Below are 16,351 nucleotides of genomic sequence, written 5' to 3'. Positions count from 1 at the left end.
CGTGGAGGTCAAACGCCGGCGGCGAGTTTCAGCAGGCGTGTCTCGCTGAGATCGGCGCCATCGATGGTGCCGGCGATGCGACCGTTGCACAGCACGACCGCGCGATCGCAGATCTCGACGATCTCCTCGGCGTCCGAAGATACGAGAAGGATCGCGCAGCCGGCGTCAGCGAGTTCTGTCCAGATGCGCTTGATCTCGGCGCGGGCGCCGACATCGACACCGCGCGTCGGATCGATCAGCAACAGGATTTTCGCGCCGGCGGCCAGCCAGCGGACGACCTGGACCTTTTGCTGATTTCCGCCGCTCAGCGTGCCGACGGTCATGTCGACATCACCGGCCTTGATCTTCAGCCGGTCGAACAGATCCATCACCTTTCGACGCGCTTTTACGGCATCGACAAAGCCGTATCGGCTCAGTTCATCGAGGTTGGCGAGGATCGCATTATCGTAGATGGAGTGCTCGCCAGACAGGCCATCTCGCCGATCCTGAGCGATCAGACCAACGCCGTGCCCGACGGCGTCCACCGGTGAGGCGATCTTCGCCGGTACACCATCGATGGAAATCGATCCCGAAACCGCCCCGCGCCAAGCCCCGAACAGCGCCATGGTCGCTTCGTTTACCCCCGAGCCGAGAAGCCCGAACAGGCCGAGTATCTCACCGCGGCCAATGGCGAGAGCAAGCCGGTTGGCGACTTCGCGCCCGCTTGCGTCGAACACGGAAAGATCGTGTGCCTCGAGTGCCGTGCCGCCTGTCCTTGGCTTGCGGTTGGCGTGCCGATGCGTGGGGGTGGCCCCGATCATCTGGTCCACCACGGCGTCGCGGGACGTCTCGGATGTCCGGAACGCACCGCTGATCCGGCCGTCCCGCATGATCACGATACGGTTCGAGATTTCGAACACCTCGGCCAGCCTGTGCGAGACGAAGATGATGGCGACCCCTCGCGCGCTGAGCGCCCGCATGCGCTCGAAGAGCCGCACCGTCTCGCGGTCGGTCAGGGCGGCGGTGGGCTCGTCTAGGATCAGCAGCCGCGCATTTTTGGATAGGGCGCGGACGATAAGCACAAGTTGCTGTGTCGCCAGATCCAGATCGCCGAGCGGCAGTGCCGGGTCGATGTCGACGCCGAAATTCTTTAGCGCCAGCTTGGCGCGCGCCATTCGGAACTGCGCGTCGACAAGGCCGAAGCGCGAAGGTTCGTTATTGAGGAACAAGCCTTCGGCGACCGTAAGGTCCGGGGCGACATTGACCTCCTGCGCCAGGAACGCCACGCCCGCAGCCTCGGCATCGGCGACCGAGCGGCAGCGCAACGGCGCCCCGGCGAAGATGATGTCGCCCGAATAGGTGCCGAACGGGTACAGGCCTGAGAGCACCTGGATCAGCGTGGATTTGCCCGCGCCGTTCTGGCCGAGCAACGCGACGATCTCGCCGGGGGCAATGTCGAGATCGACATTGTCGACCGCGACCACCCCCGGAAAGACTTTCGTCAGCGAGCGGACCTCGAGCAAATGCATTGGGGTTGCTTCCAGCGGCGGGCCGACCTCCCGCTGAGCCGCGACGGCGTCATTCGCAGACTGGCTTCTTTTCCGGCACGTTCTTGTAGACCTCGTCGATCTTCAGCCAGAACTGATGCTTGCAGACGAAATCAGGCATCTCCTCCTGGCTGACGAGATAGATCGGCGTCTTCACCCAGGGTATTTGGCCGGCGCCGTTGTCCGCTTTGGCGGTGGCGCCTATGTCCTTGCATTCGGCCATCGCAATTGCCGCATTCGCGCCTGCGACCGCCATCTCGTCCGGGGCCGGCCACAGGCTGCCGAACTGGCGGCCTTCGACAATTGCCTGCGCCGCCGACATCTCCATGTCCTGGCCGGTCACCAGAATCTTGCCGGGTTCGATGTTGGCGGCCTCGATGGCCTGGAGAACGCCGAGCGACATGCCGTCATAGGATACGAGGAAGGCTTGAACGTCATTGTTGTTGGCGGTCAAGGCATTCTCGGCGTTGCCTTGCGCCGGCTCGGTTTTCCATCCCGGCGTGAACTGATCCATCACGATCTTGATGTCGCCCTTGGCCACCACCGGATCGAGCGTGACGTGATAGCCTTCCTGCATCAGGGTGGAGCCAGTCTGCCCGGCGTCGCCACCGATCAGCACGTAGTTGCCCTTGGGTGCCTTGGCCAGGACGGCCTTTGCGGCTTCCGCGCCACCATCCTTGGGATCTCGGCCAATGAAACCGGCCTGCTCCGCGCCCAGGATCATGTCGTCGTAGGAGGCAAGCGGTATGCCAGCCTTCGTCGCCATCTCCGCGATGCCGGCGGCGACATTAAAGTCGACCGGCTGGATGACGATGGCGTCGACGCCCTGGGTGATGATGTTCTCCGCCTGGCCGATTTGTGCCTGCGCGTCATTCTCTGCCGACTGCACCAATACTTCGTAACCGGCAGCCTCGGCGGTCTTCTTGAAGAAGGGAATATCGGCGTTCAGATAACGGAACGCCGTCTGCTGCTTCAGCATAAAGGCAATTTTCTTCGTCTTGCCGGGTGTACACGACCCCTGTGCCGACGACGCGTCGACGCCAAGCGCGATGCCCGCGGAAAGCGCCAGGGTTTGGGTCAGCACTATCCAGCTTTTCAGATGTCTCAGTGTCCGTCCGGGAGCTTTGTGAATCGGTGGAATCGGTTAGCTGATTTGGGGTTGTAGGGTTTGAGTCTGCTATGATTCCCTGATTGGCGCTGATTCGAAAGGAAGCGCCGATGTGGACGGTTGAAAACCGGGCTCGCTACAACCGCGATCACCTGCGTTATCCGAGCGACCTTACGGACGAAGAGTGGGCTGTGATCGAGCCGCTGATCCCGCCGGGCAAGCCGGGCGGCGGCAGGCGGAGCGTGAAGCTGCGCGAGGTGGTCAACGGGCTGATGTATGTGCTGTCGACCGGTTGCCAGTGGCGGGCGATCCCGAAGGATCTGCCACCGCGCTCGACGGTCTACGACTATTTCGACCTGTGGACCTGGGATCGCACGCTCGACCGCATCCATCACGCCCTTTACGCCGCCTGTCGGGAACAGGCGGAGCGGGATGTTTCCCCGACCGCCGCCGTCATCGACAGCCAGAGCGTCAAAAGCGCGGAAAAGGGGGGCCGCACGACCGGCATGGCTACGATGCGGGCAAGAAGATCAAGGGCAAGAAGCGGCACATTCTCGTCGATACCCAAGGCTTCCTGATGCACGCGCTCGTCCATGCCGCCGATGTCCAGGACCGTGACGGCGGCGTGCTGGTGATGGCGAGCCTGTTCGGACTGTTTCCCTTCCTGCTCAAGCTCTATGCCGACGGCGGCTATCAGGGAGCGGTGTTCCGCGAGGGGGCAGAGAAGGCGATCAAGAAATTGAACGTCGAGATCGTCAAGCGCTGCGATCAGGCCAAGGGCTTTGTCGTGCTGCCGAAACGTTGGGTCGTGGAGCGCAGCTTCGCATGGTTTAACCGCTGTCGGCGCCTGGCCAAGGACTGGGAATGCCTCAACGCAAAGGCGCTTGCCTTCCTCAAACTCGCCTCCATCCGACTTATGATCAGAAGGCTTTGTAATCCATCATAAAGTGTCCGAACTGACTCTCATGAAATCCTCCCGATTTCGCGTTTTTTGATATTGTCTGTTATCGATAACAATGTGTAACAGTAGCTGTCAAGTGTGCGGCGGCAATTGAATATTGCAAGTCTGATGAAGGTATGTAACAGGGAAGTAGTGTTACCTAACAGGAGACGAGATTGCCGATAACGCTTCGCGATGTCGCCAATAGAGCTGGCGTATCCGCCATGACCGTGTCGCGGGTCATCAACGGCCGCGCTGGCGTCGATGCGGAAACGCAGCGCAAGGTCGAGGACGCCATCGAGGCGCTCGACTACGTGCCGAACCGGGTCGCGCGCGGCCTGATCTCTCAGAAGACCGCAACCCTCGGCCTCATCGTCCCGGATGTCGTCAACCCGTTCTTCTCGCCTGTGGTGCGCGGCGCGGAGACCACAGCGCGCAAGGCGGGCTACCGGCTGCTCCTATGCAACAGCGAAGGGGACCTGCGGCTCGAGCGCGAATACATCGACGACCTGGTATCGCATCGGGTCGAGGGATTGCTGATCGCGCCAGCCAGCGACAATTCCCGCCATAGTGTCTTCCCGCTGCTGCGGCGCGGATTTCCCGTGGTCCTCATCGACCGGGCACTGCCTGATCTCGACTGCGACCTGATCGTCAGCGACAGCGCGACGGGAGCGCGCAGGCTGGTTGAGCATCTGATCGCGGTCGGCCATCGCGAGATCGCGCACGTCACTGACGCCGAGGACACATCGACCGGCCGGGAGCGCCTGCGGGGCTACAGGGACGCGCTCGAAGCCGCGGGAATTCCCTATCGGTCCGAATACGTACTGCGCACGACCGTCGACCGCATCGGCGGCTATCGCGCGACCCAGCAGGTACTTTCGCTCGACCCGCTGCCGACGGCGATCTTTGCCGTCAACAACATGACGGTGGTGGGTGCGATGCAGGCGCTTCGGGAACGCAATATGATCGTTCCAAAAGACATGGCCTTGGCCTGCTTCGACGATGTCGAGCACCTCGCCGTGCTGTCGCCCTTCCTGACGGTAATAGACCAGCCGGCCGAGACATTTGGCAGTCTGGGAGCCCAGCTTCTGCTCGAGCGGATTTCCGGCAAGGCCGGCCCACGCACCCGGCGCATAGTCCTGCAGACCGATCTGATTGTCCGGGCATCATGCGGCTCGAAAGAGGGAGCGCTTCCGCATCGCGTCTAAGTCGTGCGGACTAGTTTGAGCAAGAATGCTTCAGCGTCGATCTGACGATCAATCGATAGTTGCGCTGAGTTCTTTCTCGCACGCAGGGCGGCGCGCTTGAATTGTTTGACGAGGCTCTCTTCGATATCCGCGCGGGCCTGCCCTTCTCGTGGAGTGCCGCACGTTCATCTGGCCCACGGAGTCGGGCAAGGGCGTCGCCGGCAGGACAAGGCGGAGGGCGCGGATCGTTCTGATGTTGTGCTGGTAACGGCGGCTCCGCGCTTCTATTGGAAGCGCCAGATCGTGTTGCAGAAACGTGTCCGTCCGCCTCGCCTTGGCCTTGAGTGTCATGCTCCGTCTTGTCAGAACCCTGAGGGTAGCAGCCCATCTCTCCACACCTGAACTTGAGCATTTCGAGCGCCTCAAGCGAACGGAACGTGAAGTTCTCAAGATCGGCGAACGCGACGGCGACACGCTTGCGACGATCGAAGCAGCGGAGTACGGGCGACCGGGCCGAGGTGAGTATCCAGACCTCAAAGCCTGTCTTTTGTTATTCACCACAGATTTCGCTTGAGCTCGGAACATCACCAAGGCGCTGTAAAACGTGCCGCCTTACTCGGCTGCGACCGGGACCGTCAGCTTGTGGAACTCATCCCTGTACGGACGGGCGGTCGGCGGCAGTTCGCGTTTCAGATAGAAATCCTCATAGCGAAGCTGCCTGAGCAGCACCGGCCACACCTCTTTGTAGGCGTGCCACATCGACGGATTGGGTTCCGGCAGATCGTGCTTGATCAACTCATGCAGCTTCGGCAGCGCGTGATAGGGCACCATCGGGAACATGTGATGCTCCACATGGTAGTTCATGTTCCAGTAGATCCAGCGGCTGACCGGGTTCATGTAGACGGTGCGCGTGTTGAGCCGGTGGTCGGTGACGTTGTCGGCCAGCCCGATATGCTGCAACAGCCCGGTCAGCACCATGTGCCAGGTGCCGTAGAGGCGCGGCAGCCCGATCAGCATCAGCGGCAGGAACGACCAGTTGTAGAGCGCTAGCGCCACCGTCGCGACGTAGATCGCCATGTGCCAGCGCGCGGCGACGACCGCCTTCTTCCATTCCATCTCGGGCACGTAGCTCTTCTCCTCGGCGTTCAGCCCGGCGACGGCCTGGCGGAAGAGGCCGGGCAGCGAATAGCGGAAGTCGAGGAGGCCGGTGAAGGCAAGAGCCGCACGCAGCAGGTCCGGCGGGCGCATGACGGCGATCTCGGCGTCGCGTCCGACGATGATGGTGTCGGTGTGATGGCGGGCATGGCTCCAGCGCCACTGTACCGGGTTGCGCATCAGCATGAAGGAGGCGATCTGGTAGACGAAATCGTTCATCCAGCCCGTCCGGAACGCCGTGCCATGCCCGCATTCATGCCAGCGCGAGTCGCTCGACGAGCCGTAGAGCACGCCGTAGACCGCGAAGAACGGGGCGCACCACCACGTGCCCCAGAAATAGATCGCACCTGCTGCCGAACCCAGGATCAGCGCCAGCCACAGCAGCGTGTCGCGGATCGCCGGGCCGTCGCTGCGCTGCATGAGTTCCTTCATGGCCTTGCGCGCCACATCGGTATGATACCATTCCGCCGATGCCAGCCCCGTCTCGATCGCTCGCTTCGTGCCCTCGCCGACGAGGCTGTAGTCGCGCTTCGTTTTGGCCGAGGTCATCTGCGCCTGCTCCGTCGCTGTCATGACCGTCCTCCGAGGATAGGGAAGCGTCCCGAGGGCGTCGGGAAATCGTCTTCGGGCTGCCGCGCGATACCGGCAATCCGCTTTTCCGCCGCCGCGATGGCCGCGCTGCCGTCGAGGACGCGGAAAGTCGCCCTGTAGGACCGGCTATCGCCGTGATCGAGCCAGATCATCTCACCGCGCTCGCGCGCAGCGATATCGCCCAGCACATTGTGGGTCGAAGGCTCGATGCCCATGACATAGCTGCCGGCATGGAAATTCTGCCATTGGTAGAGACAAGGCAGTTCGTCCTTGCGGGTGGTGACCTCGAAGCCGAGCCCGATGCGGTCGTTCACGATCGCCACCGGACATTCGCCACGCGGCGAAGCCTTTAGTTCATGCTGCCAGACTTGTTCGCGGAACGAGGTCGCGGGAGCTGGGACGGTGCGGTAGCCGACGCCCTGTGCCTGATAGGTCTCGCCATGTGCGGCCCACACGACATGGTCGATCGGCGCGAGATAGCGAGCGCCTTTGTCCAGCACCGGATGACCGACATTGATGTGGTAGAAGAACATGTGCGGCGTGCGCGAGAAGCCGTTGTTGACAACGCGGTCGCTGATGCGGATCTCGTCGCCGCCGAGGTCGGCCTCGACGCGGCGCACAAGATGCAGGTTCTCGCCGAAAACGGCCGCCTGCTGGACGATGCCCTCGGCCCAGAGCACGCAGCGGTCGCCGTCCCAGCTTTCACCATAACCCGTTAGACGTGCGGGGATGAAGCTGACGCGGCCATGCAGCGAATGGCGCACTGAAGATCGGCCGGGATAGTCGTAGGTGTCGGCGGCCACTACCTGCGGACCGAGCGTGTGGTCGAGGCCGCAGGTCACCAGCAGGCCGGAGAAGGAGCGCATGAAGCCGAGCCCGGCCTCACCCTCATAGTCGTGCAGTGCCGGATGACGGAAGCCGCTCGCCGAATGCCAGCCGATCGCGCGGCCATTGTGCTCGCAATCGGCGATGTCCATGGCGCGGTCGACGAGAAGCGTGAAGCGCAGACCGGAGCCGGTGCGGAATTCCAGCATACGGATGCCGCGCTCGACGCCATCGCCCAGCGTCATCAATCGCACGCCGGCGAATTGCGAAAGTGTGCCGGCGCGCTCGGCGATCTGGCGACGAGTGAGGTTGCGGCCATAAAGTTCAGCCATGGGTGCGAGTCTCTCCGGCGTGGGCCGACTGCAGCGCGAAAGCGTGGGCCAGGATGTTTCCCTCCGTCATATCCGCGCGTCCGAGATCCGCGACGACACTGCCGCCCGCGAAGACGACGCAGCGGTCAGCGATTGCGATGATCTCCGGCAGTTCCGACGAGGCGACGATGATCGCCGTGCCGTCACGCGCCAGCCTGCTGATGATGTCGTAAATCTCCGCCTTGGCGCCGACGTCGACGCCGTGGGTCGGCTCGTCGAGCAACAACACCTTGGGGCGAGCCAGGAGCGCGCGAGCGAACAGCGCTTTCTGCTGGTTGCCGCCCGACAGCGAGGTGATGGGCTGGCGAATATTTGCCATGCGGATGTTGAGCGTATCTGCGAAGCGACCCGTACGTCCATCTTCCTCCAGCCGATCGACGAAACCGAAGCGCGTGAGGTCCATCAGGCCGCTGATGCTGATGTTGCGGCGTACGGAGTGGGTGGGCAGGATGCCGCGCGTCTTGCGCCCTTCGGGCAGCATGAACAGGCCCGCGCGCACCGTGTGCGTGACACTGCCCAACTTGACCGGCGAGCCATCGATCTCGACCGTGCCCGAGCGGGCGGCGCGGTAGCCGTAGAGCGTCTCCAGGAATTCGGTGCGCCCGGCGCCGACCAAGCCGAATAGGCCGACTATCTCGCCGCCGCGCGCCGAAAGGTCGATGCCGGCGAGATGCGACTGGTCGGCAAGGTTCTCGACCTTGATGCGGACGTTGTCCGAAATCGAGCCGTGCGGGCGGTAGGCGAAGGTCGCCGGCTTGCCGACCATGTGGAGGATGAGGTCGGATTTCGTCGTGCCCTTCGCGGGAAGATCCACGATCAGCCGGCCGTCGCGCAGCACGACGATGCGGTCGCAATGCTCCAGCGCCTCTTCCAGGCGGTGCGTGATGAAGATCATGCCGACCTTCCGGCTGGCGAGTTCGTGCGCCAGCTCAAACAGACGCTTGCCTTCGGCGGGGGTCAGCGACGATGTCGGTTCGTCGAGGATGAGGAGGCGCGGCTCGTCGGCGATCGCCTTGGCCAATTCGACCAGTTGCTGCTCGCCGCTGCGCAGGCTGCCGAGCGGCGTGCGTGGATCGATGTGGCCGACCCCGACGCGCTCCAGAACCTTGCGCGCTTCGGCGTTCAGCTTGCGGCGATCGATGAACCCGGCCCGATTGGCGAGGTAACGGCCGAGGAAGATGTTCTCGGCCACGCTGAGCGCACCCGCCGTCGAAAGTTCCTGATGGACGAAGCGGACACCGAGAGCCTGGCCCTGCCGGATCGAGTCGAGCTCGACCGGCTGGCCGTCGAACGCGATAGTGCCGGAAGAAGGCTTCAGCTTGCCGGCGATGATGTTCATCAGTGTCGACTTGCCCGCGCCGTTCTCGCCGACGAGGCCGATGATCTCGCCCGGCATGATCGTCAGATCGACGCCGTGCAGCACGGGCACGTCGGCGAACCTCTTCCGGATGCCGGTGATTTCAACGATGGGCGCGGTCATGCTGTTTCCCGGCTGCGCCGCGGGCGGCCCCGCGGCGCAGCGCTTTCCCTTATTTGGCGCCTTCGGGCGTGACGACGTTGCCCTTGACGGTGATCACCTTCTCAGGCGCCGTGCCGTCCACCAGGTAGTTGTAGAGCATTACGGTGGAATCGAATGCCTGCTGGAAGGGCGCCTGGTCGATCAGTGCGTACATCTCGCCGGTCTTGATGTACTCCATGTTGTCCGGCGTATGGTCGAAGCCGACGACGCCGACCTTGCCGGTCAGGCCGAGGTCCTTGATAGCCTTGGCGGCGCCGAACGGGCCGCCCGCCGTGACGTAGACCAGAGCGAGATCCGGGTTTGCCGTGTACATATCCTGGACGATCGAATAGGCGCTCTCGGCCTTGTCCTGGTTCTCGAACGGGCCGAGGATCTGGATGTCCGGGGCGTTCGCCTTGAGGTAGTCGATGGCGCCGTTCATGCGGTTGGTGTGCTGCACCGCGCCGAAGTAGCCGGTGATGACGCCGACCTTGCCCTTGCCGTCGAGCTTCTTGGCAATAAACTCGCCGAGCTGCCGGCCGGCAGCCGTGGCGTCCTGGCCGATGAAGGCCAGCCGCTTCGACTCGATCGAGCCTTCGGCGATGATGTTGAAGACGGGCACGCCCGCGTCGACCGCCTCGTTGATGGCGCGCTCGGTGCCGTCGAAGATGGGCACGGTGACGATGCCGTTGTAGTTCTGCGCGACCGCGCTCTCGATGCCGGCGATCACCACCTCGGCGTTGAGATTATCGCCGAGATCGACGTAGTCGACCTGCACGTTCTTGTCCTTGAGATAGTCGGCCGCTGCCTTGGCGCCTTCCGTCACCGGAATCCAGAACGGATTGTTCTGGAACGATAGGAACGCGATCTTGAGCGGTCCCTTGGTGTTCTCGACGGCTGCAACCGTCCCGCCTGCAGGCAGTTCGGCGGCAGTCAGGTTCAAAGTCCCCGCGGTCAGGCCTGCCAGCGCGACGGCGGCAAGCAGAAGTCTTCTTGTCAGCATGGTTTTCTCCTTCCCTGTTTCTAATCTTCCCGTCCGCGGCGGACACCGTCGATGCCGACCGCAAAGATGATGACGAGCCCCTTGGAAACGACCTGCCAATGGGCCGACATTCCAAGCAGCACGAATGCGTTGCTGAGCAGCGCCATCAGCAGCGCGCCGAGCACGACGCCGAGGATCGACCCGCGACCGCCGGACAGCGCGGTGCCGCCGAGGATGACCGCGGCGATGACGTCGAGCTCGTAGCCGCGGCCAAGGTCCGGGTTTGCGCTGGCAAGGTTACCGCCGAGGATCATTCCGCCCAGCCCGGCGAGCGTGCCGCACAGAATGAAGACCAGCAGGCGGGTGCCCTCGACGTTGATGCCAGCAAGCCGTGCCGCGGTCGGGCTGTCGCCGATGGCGTAGATGTTGCGGCCGATCCGCGTTCGCGAAGCGAAGATATGGAACGCCACTGCCAAGAGCAGCATGAGGATCAGCGAGATCGGCACCGTGTAGATGCGGCCGGCGCCGAGGAAATTCGCGAAATCCGCGTTGAACGGGATCGGGATGCCGCCGGTGATGAGCAGCGCGAGGCCACGCGCGATCGACAGTGTGCCGAGCGTGGCGATGAACGGATTGATATTTAGTCCGGTGAACAGCCCGCCGTTGACGAGACCGACAACAGCACCAGTGCCGAGACCGGAAAGTAGCGCCAGCAACTGGTTACCGGTCGCCTGCGCGACAAAGGCCGACGCGACGGCGGAGAGGCCGAGGACCGAGCCGACGGAAAGGTCGAGGCCGCGCGCGATGATGACGAGCGCCTGACCGAGCGCGACGATCGCCACGACAGAAGCCTGACGCCCCACATTGAGGAGATTACGGGGCGTCAGGAAGAACTCATTGGCAAAGGCAAGGAAGATGACGAGCGCAAGGATCATTAGCGCGACGGATGCCTCGCGCTGGCTGAGAGCCGCTTTCGCCCAGTTGCCTGGCCTTGCCAATGCAGTCATCGATCCGCGCTCAGAGCCCGTTCGCGCGGAACTTGCCGTCGAGGAACGTCTTGGCGCGCGGCACGTCATCTTCGCTGAGGTGCTCAATGATTACCTCGATGTTCGGATGCTTGTCCGCCAGGCGCTTCAGGTAGAGGTCATAGTTGAGGGAGCCGAGGCCGGGCGCCGGCAGTTCGATTTCCCCGACACCGCGGAAGGTGTGGCTCTCCAGCGCGTCCTCGTCGCCGATGTCGGCGTGCTTTTCGGTCTTGTCGTCGCCCGAGCGCTTCACGTCCTTCGCATGCGCGATCTTGATGTGCTGGGTCAGCGTGTCGAAGACCTGGTTCAGGATCTGGTCCATCCTGTCGATGTTGTGGGTCTCGAAATAGTTGGTCGGGTCCATCAGCAGGCCGAGGCCGGGATGGTCGACCTGGGCGAACATCTTAACCGTCTCCTCGACCGAGCCGACGACATTGTTCACATAGGTCTCGAGCAGGAAGACCGCGCCGTGGTCATAGGCAGTCTGTGCAAGATCGGCGATCACCTTGCGGCATTCCTCAAAACCCTCTTCCGTCTTGTTCTTCGGATGATGGACCCAGTCGGACTCGGTGTTGTAGGTGCCGGTCTCGGAGATGACGTAGCGGCTGCCGAAGTTGCGCGCGTTGCGGATGATCTCCTTGAGATAGCCGACGCGCTTGTCGCGCTCCGCCTCGTCCGGGTGGATGATGTTGGTGTAGCCGGAGATGCAGCAGATCGGCAGGTTGTGGTCGCGGAAGGTGTCGCGCACCTTCTTGGCTTTGTCCTTGGTGATCTGGCCGGCGCCGAGGTCGAGATCCTTGAAGTGCAGGTCGAGCTGCACGGTGTTGAAATTGAGCCCGCGTATCTTCTTGGCGGTCTCTTCGAGGCTGTAGGGGAAATACCCCGTGAAAATGCCAGCTTGCATCATGGTCTAAGTCTCCTCCCGGATTGGTCAGTTAATGGAAATTTCGGACAGCTTGACGGTGCGGCCCTCGTCGATCGACCGATAGGCGGCCTCGATGAGCGCCATGGTCTTGACGTTGTCGGCGACATGCAGCGTAGGTTCAGTGCCAGTGGCGACGGCATGCTGGAGCTGCTCCATCACGCCGATGAAGGCGTGGGGGAACCACATGGTTTCCCAGCTCGGCGAAACCCATTCGCCGCCGGTCGTCTTCGACGAGGCGTAAGATAGCGTCGAGGCCGCGCCCGTCGGCCAGCCGATCGTGCCCTTCGCCGTACCCGCGGTGCCTTCGACACGCCAGGTGATGTGCTGGTCGTCCTTGTAGCCTTCCTGCCGCGGGCCGGACCAAACGTCCTCCAGCGAAACCGCGAGCACGCCGGACGGGAACCGCAACGTCGAGACGACGATACCATCCGAATGGTCGAACTTGGTGCGCGGGTCCTTGCGCGTCAGGGTGGTGATCTCGTCGGGATCGCCGAATAGGAAGCGGAGCACGTCGAGGTGGTGCACGCTCATGTTCGACAGGGTGAGGCGATCATAGCCCTCGAGAAAGGTCTGCCAGTGTGGAATGGCATGCATATCGATCTGGGCGAACACGATCTCGCCGAGCGCGCCGGAGTCCATGATATGCTTCAGAACGCGCATCGACTGGTCGTAGCGCATGTTCTGGTTGACGGAGAGGATCTTGCCGGCGGCCTTGGCCTCGTCGCGCAGCTTCTTCGCTTCTTCCAGCGACAGGGCCAGAGGCTTCTGGGCGAGGACGCCCTTCACATGCTTCTGCCTGAGCGCGTGGCGGATGAGTGCCGGCTGCTGGTCCGGCGGGAAGGCCAGGTCGATGATCTCGATTTCGGGATCCTCGATCAGTTGTTCCGGCGTGTCGTGAACCTTGGGAATGCCCCAGCGTTCCGCGACCTTCTGCGCATTCGCTCTGGTCCGCGAGGCAATCGCCGCGACCGGGAAGCCAGCTTCCTTGTAGGCCGCCAGATGGCACTCGGCCATGATCATGCCGGCGCCGATGCAGCCGATCTTCAAGCTGTTCGTGCGAATCTTGACGTCGGGCTCGAACCCGTTGGCATCAGCCATCCTATCCTCCCTCTAGACTGTTTCGGCGGGCTGGCTGATCGCCGAGCCGTTCCTTGCGAAACGATGCACGCGCGAGGCCTCGCAGCTCAAGGCCACGAGCGTGTCCGGCCGAATCTCCGGTTGCCCGCGCACCATGGCGCGCACGCGCGCAGCACCCGCGTCGAGCGTGATCACCGTGTAGCCGCCGAGCGGTTCGACCTCGTAGACCTTGGCCGGACGTCCCGCGCCGCCCTGATCCCATGGTGACACCCTGATGTCCTCAGGCCGCAGGCCGACTTCGGCGACGTCGCCGAGGGCAAGGCCTGCAACGGCGATGGAGCCATCGGCAATGCGCGCTTCTCCCGCGCCGCCTGTCAGCGGCAGAATGTTCATCATGGGTGAGCCGAGCAGCCGCGCGACATAGGTGCTTGCCGGACGGTCGTAGATCTCCAGCGGCGTGCCGACCTGACGGATCGCGCCCTGTTCGAGGATCGCCATGCGGTCGGCGACCGACATGGCCTCCTCCTGGTCATGCGTCACATAGATCAGGGTCTTGCCGAGTTCGCGCTGGATGCGCTTCAACTCGACGCGGGTTTCCTCGCGCAGCCGCGCGTCGAGTGCGGAGATCGGATCATCCATCAGATAGGCGGCGGGATCACGCACCAGCGCGCGGGCGATCGCCACGCGCTGGCGCTCGCCGCCGGAAAGCTGCGCCGGCGGCTTGTGCAGGATGTGACCGATATGCAGCTTGGCCGCCACGTCGGCGAGCTTGCGCTCGATCTCGACTTCGGGCGTCCTGCGCTCGACCAGCGGGAAGCGGATGTTTTCACGCGCGCTCATATGCGGAAAGAGCGCAAGGTTCTGGAACACCATCGCCACATTGCGCTCGGTGGGAGACACCCGGTTCACTGGCCGGCCGCCGATCAGCACCTCGCCGGCGTCGGGCATCTCCAGGCCGAGGACCAGCCGCAGGATCGTTGACTTGCCGGACAGCGGCGGACCGAAGAAGCAGAAGAACTCGTTGTCGCGCACGGTGAAGCTGGCATCCCAAACGGCGACCGTATCCCCGTAGCGCTTGCTCACATTGCGGAAAGCGATCTCAGCCATATGTCGACCCGGCGATTGCCGCTCCGCTGACGCGATCGAATACGCGGACGGCTTCCATGTTCGGAACCACCGTCGCGGACGCGCCGAAGCTGGCGTGCTGATCGTTCTCGACCACGACCTTCATTGCCATCTCGCCTTGGCCGAGATGGACGATGGTGCGCGCGCCGATGCGCTCGACCGCGGTGACGGGTGCCGCGATGCCGCGGCCTTCGGCTGCCAGCATAGCCTGTTCCGGACGGAATCCGAACAACACCTCGCCGGGACGGCCGCGCAGTGTGCTGGCCAACCGGTCAGGCAGGGGAGCAGTGACGCCCAGCGGTCCGAGGTCGACGACCAGCCCGCGGTCGCTCTCCGCCGGCCTGCCCGGCAGCAGGTTCATGCCCGGCGAGCCGATGAACTTCGCCACGAAGACGTTGGCCGGGTTGTTGTAGACCTCGATCGGCGTTCCGACCTGCTGCAGCACGCCGTGATCCATGACCGCGATGCGGTCGGCCATAGTCATGGCTTCGAGCTGGTCGTGGGTGACATAGACCATGGTCTGGCGGAACTGCCGCTGCAGGTGCTTCAGTTCGGTGCGCATGACCGCCCGGAACGCCGCGTCGACGTTGGAAAGCGGCTCGTCGAGCAGGAAAATGGCCGGCTCCAGGATCGCCGAGCGGCCGATGGCGACGCGCTGCAGGATGTTCACCGACAAGCCTGCCGCCCGGCGGTCGAGAAGCGGCGTCAGTTGCAGCAGTTCGGCGATGGCGCCGACGCGCTTGTCGATCTCCGCCGGCGGGCGGCCGTGCATTTTTGGCCCATAGGCAAGATTCTGCCTGACGGTCATGTGAGTGAAGATCGCATAGTTCTGGAAGACGAAGCCGACGCCGCGTCTGCCCATCGGCACACCGGCCATGTCGCGTTCGCCGAACAGGATATTGCCTTCGGTCGGTACCTCCATGCCGGCGATCATGTTCATCGTCGTCGACTTGCCGCAACCCGACGGCCCGAGCAGAGCCATGAACTCGCCGTCGCCGATCCTCAAATCCATCGACTTGAGCGCGGTGAAGTTGCCGAACTTCTTGACCAGGCTGCGGAGGTGGATCTCGCTCATACCCGCACCTCCCTGGCGGCGGCCATGCGCTTCATGGCGAACACGGTCGCGATCGACAGCACGATAAGGATCGCCAGCGCGATGGCTGCGACATAACCCCAGATCAGGTCCTGCGTGGTGAGCTTGTAGATGTAGACGGAGATCGTTTCGGTCGCGACGCCCGGGCCGCCGCCGGTCATGATGTAGAGCGTGTCGAAGATCTTGAAGTTCTCGATGACGCGGATTGCCAGCGCGATGATGATGATGGTCTTCATCTTCGGCAGCACGATCGTCACGAAACGCTGCCAGGGATTGGCGCCGAGCAGGGTCGCAGCCTTGATCTGGTCCTGCGGCACGCCGACGAGGCCGGCGAGCAGGATGAGGAACATCAGCGGCGTCCACTGCCAGATGTCGGCGATCATCACGGCGACCAGCGCAAGCGTCGGATCGGACAGCCAGGCGATGGCGACGCGCGTGCCGAGCAGCGTCGAGAGCACGTCGTTGACCGGTCCACCCGACTGAAACAGCATGAAGAACATATAGCCGGCGACCGCCGGCACCACCATCATCGGCATCAGCAGGATGGAGTAGAAGATCCGTTTGCCCGGAAAGTCGTCGGCGAACAGCGTTGCGAGGCCAAGGCCGAGCAGGAACTCGACCGGGACGCAGACGATCATCACCAGGAAAGTTCGCCACAACGCGCCCCAGAAGCGGTTGTCCGCCACGAGATCCCTGTAGTTGAAGAAGTCGTTCCAGCTTTCCCAGGCCATCCACCAGCCGGTGCCGTCGAGCGGTGACCAATCAGTGAGACTGATGTAGAGCTGCATGAGCAGCGGGAAGACCGCGATGAAAAGCACGAGTATCTGAGCCGGCAGCGTCAGGCGGAAGCCGAGACGAGCGGCTTCCTCGCGCTGCGGGTCATGGCTCTCTGCGGTCTGCGCGGCCATTGCGGTCTCCGTTAG

Annotated in this window: 14 protein-coding genes and 1 pseudogene; 3 read left to right on the top strand and 12 right to left on the bottom strand. The window is 63.4% G+C overall.

The features are described 5' to 3' along the window. Positions 1-8 precede the first annotated feature (8 nt). Together ABMA59_RS31400 and ABMA59_RS31395 are read right to left on the bottom strand one after the other, a co-directional pair. Positions 9-1,508, bottom strand: a complete 1,500-nt coding sequence (locus ABMA59_RS31400) for a sugar ABC transporter ATP-binding protein (RefSeq protein ID WP_349009320.1) — start codon at positions 1,506-1,508, stop codon at positions 9-11. Positions 1,509-1,557: 49 nt separating this feature from the next. Beyond that, a complete protein-coding gene (locus ABMA59_RS31395; RefSeq protein WP_349009319.1) occupies positions 1,558-2,610 on the bottom strand; it encodes a substrate-binding domain-containing protein in 1,053 nt (350 codons plus the stop codon). 134 nt (positions 2,611-2,744) lie between these two features. Here ABMA59_RS31395 and ABMA59_RS31390 point away from each other — a divergent pair. The 3 genes and pseudogenes from ABMA59_RS31390 (at position 2,745) to ABMA59_RS31380 (ending at position 5,335) form a co-directional block, all read left to right on the top strand. Further along, positions 2,745-3,580: pseudogene (locus ABMA59_RS31390) on the top strand (IS5 family transposase). A 170-nt stretch (positions 3,581-3,750) separates the two neighbouring features. After that, positions 3,751-4,782, top strand: a complete 1,032-nt coding sequence (locus tag ABMA59_RS31385) for a LacI family DNA-binding transcriptional regulator (protein WP_349009318.1) — start codon at positions 3,751-3,753, stop codon at positions 4,780-4,782. Positions 4,783-5,110: 328 nt separating this feature from the next. Further along, complete coding sequence (locus tag ABMA59_RS31380; protein ID WP_349009317.1) at positions 5,111-5,335, top strand: hypothetical protein; 225 nt, start codon at positions 5,111-5,113, stop codon at positions 5,333-5,335. Positions 5,336-5,373: 38 nt separating this feature from the next. Here the strand turns inward: ABMA59_RS31380 and ABMA59_RS31375 are convergent, their stop codons facing one another. From ABMA59_RS31375 to ABMA59_RS31330, 10 genes are read right to left on the bottom strand one after another with little or no spacing between them, the layout of a single operon-like run. Beyond that, positions 5,374-6,489, bottom strand: coding sequence for a fatty acid desaturase family protein (locus ABMA59_RS31375; RefSeq protein WP_349009316.1), 1,116 nt, complete (start codon positions 6,487-6,489; stop codon positions 5,374-5,376). Continuing rightward, the gene (locus ABMA59_RS31370) at positions 6,486-7,664 is read right to left on the bottom strand and encodes an aldose 1-epimerase family protein (protein ID WP_349009315.1); all 1,179 of its coding nucleotides are present in this window, start codon (positions 7,662-7,664) and stop codon (positions 6,486-6,488) included. The genes ABMA59_RS31375 and ABMA59_RS31370 overlap by 4 nt, the downstream gene beginning before the upstream one ends. Continuing rightward, the gene (locus ABMA59_RS31365; RefSeq protein WP_349009314.1) at positions 7,657-9,183 is read right to left on the bottom strand and encodes a sugar ABC transporter ATP-binding protein; all 1,527 of its coding nucleotides are present in this window, start codon (positions 9,181-9,183) and stop codon (positions 7,657-7,659) included. The genes ABMA59_RS31370 and ABMA59_RS31365 overlap by 8 nt, the downstream gene beginning before the upstream one ends. A gap of 49 nt (positions 9,184-9,232) precedes the next feature. Next, positions 9,233-10,204: a sugar ABC transporter substrate-binding protein gene (locus ABMA59_RS31360; protein ID WP_349009313.1), complete on the bottom strand. Its 972-nt coding sequence runs from the start codon at positions 10,202-10,204 to the stop codon at positions 9,233-9,235. 20 nt (positions 10,205-10,224) lie between these two features. Further along, on the bottom strand, positions 10,225-11,190 hold the full coding sequence (locus tag ABMA59_RS31355) for an ABC transporter permease (protein ID WP_349009312.1): 966 nt from the start codon (positions 11,188-11,190) through the stop codon (positions 10,225-10,227). A 10-nt stretch (positions 11,191-11,200) separates the two neighbouring features. After that, positions 11,201-12,115, bottom strand: coding sequence for a sugar phosphate isomerase/epimerase family protein (locus ABMA59_RS31350; RefSeq protein ID WP_349009311.1), 915 nt, complete (start codon positions 12,113-12,115; stop codon positions 11,201-11,203). Positions 12,116-12,139: 24 nt separating this feature from the next. Further along, positions 12,140-13,231 carry a Gfo/Idh/MocA family protein gene (locus ABMA59_RS31345; protein WP_349009310.1) on the bottom strand — a complete coding sequence of 364 codons (1,092 nt, stop codon included), beginning with the start codon at positions 13,229-13,231 and terminating at the stop codon, positions 12,140-12,142. Between the two features lie 12 nt (positions 13,232-13,243). Continuing rightward, entirely contained in the window at positions 13,244-14,317 is a 1,074-nt protein-coding gene (locus ABMA59_RS31340) for an ABC transporter ATP-binding protein (RefSeq protein ID WP_349009309.1), read from the bottom strand. After that, complete coding sequence (locus tag ABMA59_RS31335; RefSeq protein ID WP_349009308.1) at positions 14,310-15,410, bottom strand: ABC transporter ATP-binding protein; 1,101 nt, start codon at positions 15,408-15,410, stop codon at positions 14,310-14,312. The genes ABMA59_RS31340 and ABMA59_RS31335 overlap by 8 nt, the downstream gene beginning before the upstream one ends. Then, the gene (locus ABMA59_RS31330; RefSeq protein WP_349009307.1) at positions 15,407-16,336 is read right to left on the bottom strand and encodes a carbohydrate ABC transporter permease; all 930 of its coding nucleotides are present in this window, start codon (positions 16,334-16,336) and stop codon (positions 15,407-15,409) included. Before ABMA59_RS31330 ends, ABMA59_RS31335 begins: the two co-directional genes overlap by 4 nt. Between the last annotated feature and the right edge of the window lie 15 nt (positions 16,337-16,351).

The sequence above is a fragment of the Mesorhizobium yinganensis genome (genome assembly GCF_040081985.1).
Classification (GTDB): Bacteria; Pseudomonadota; Alphaproteobacteria; order Rhizobiales; family Rhizobiaceae; genus Kumtagia; species Kumtagia yinganensis.
This window is presented reverse-complemented; position numbering and strand designations above follow the sequence as displayed.

Coding starts and splice junctions, on each gene's coding strand:
- ABMA59_RS31375 (WP_349009316.1), bottom strand. CDS start 6,489: ATGACAGCGACGGAGCAGGCGCAGATGACCTCGGCCAAAACGAAGCGC.
- ABMA59_RS31360 (WP_349009313.1), bottom strand. CDS start 10,204: ATGCTGACAAGAAGACTTCTGCTTGCCGCCGTCGCGCTGGCAGGCCTG.
- ABMA59_RS31365 (WP_349009314.1), bottom strand. CDS start 9,183: ATGACCGCGCCCATCGTTGAAATCACCGGCATCCGGAAGAGGTTCGCC.
- ABMA59_RS31355 (WP_349009312.1), bottom strand. CDS start 11,190: ATGACTGCATTGGCAAGGCCAGGCAACTGGGCGAAAGCGGCTCTCAGC.
- ABMA59_RS31370 (WP_349009315.1), bottom strand. CDS start 7,664: ATGGCTGAACTTTATGGCCGCAACCTCACTCGTCGCCAGATCGCCGAG.
- ABMA59_RS31330 (WP_349009307.1), bottom strand. CDS start 16,336: ATGGCCGCGCAGACCGCAGAGAGCCATGACCCGCAGCGCGAGGAAGCC.
- ABMA59_RS31345 (WP_349009310.1), bottom strand. CDS start 13,231: ATGGCTGATGCCAACGGGTTCGAGCCCGACGTCAAGATTCGCACGAAC.
- ABMA59_RS31340 (WP_349009309.1), bottom strand. CDS start 14,317: ATGGCTGAGATCGCTTTCCGCAATGTGAGCAAGCGCTACGGGGATACG.
- ABMA59_RS31335 (WP_349009308.1), bottom strand. CDS start 15,410: ATGAGCGAGATCCACCTCCGCAGCCTGGTCAAGAAGTTCGGCAACTTC.
- ABMA59_RS31380 (WP_349009317.1), top strand. CDS start 5,111: ATGCTCCGTCTTGTCAGAACCCTGAGGGTAGCAGCCCATCTCTCCACA.
- ABMA59_RS31400 (WP_349009320.1), bottom strand. CDS start 1,508: ATGCATTTGCTCGAGGTCCGCTCGCTGACGAAAGTCTTTCCGGGGGTG.
- ABMA59_RS31350 (WP_349009311.1), bottom strand. CDS start 12,115: ATGATGCAAGCTGGCATTTTCACGGGGTATTTCCCCTACAGCCTCGAA.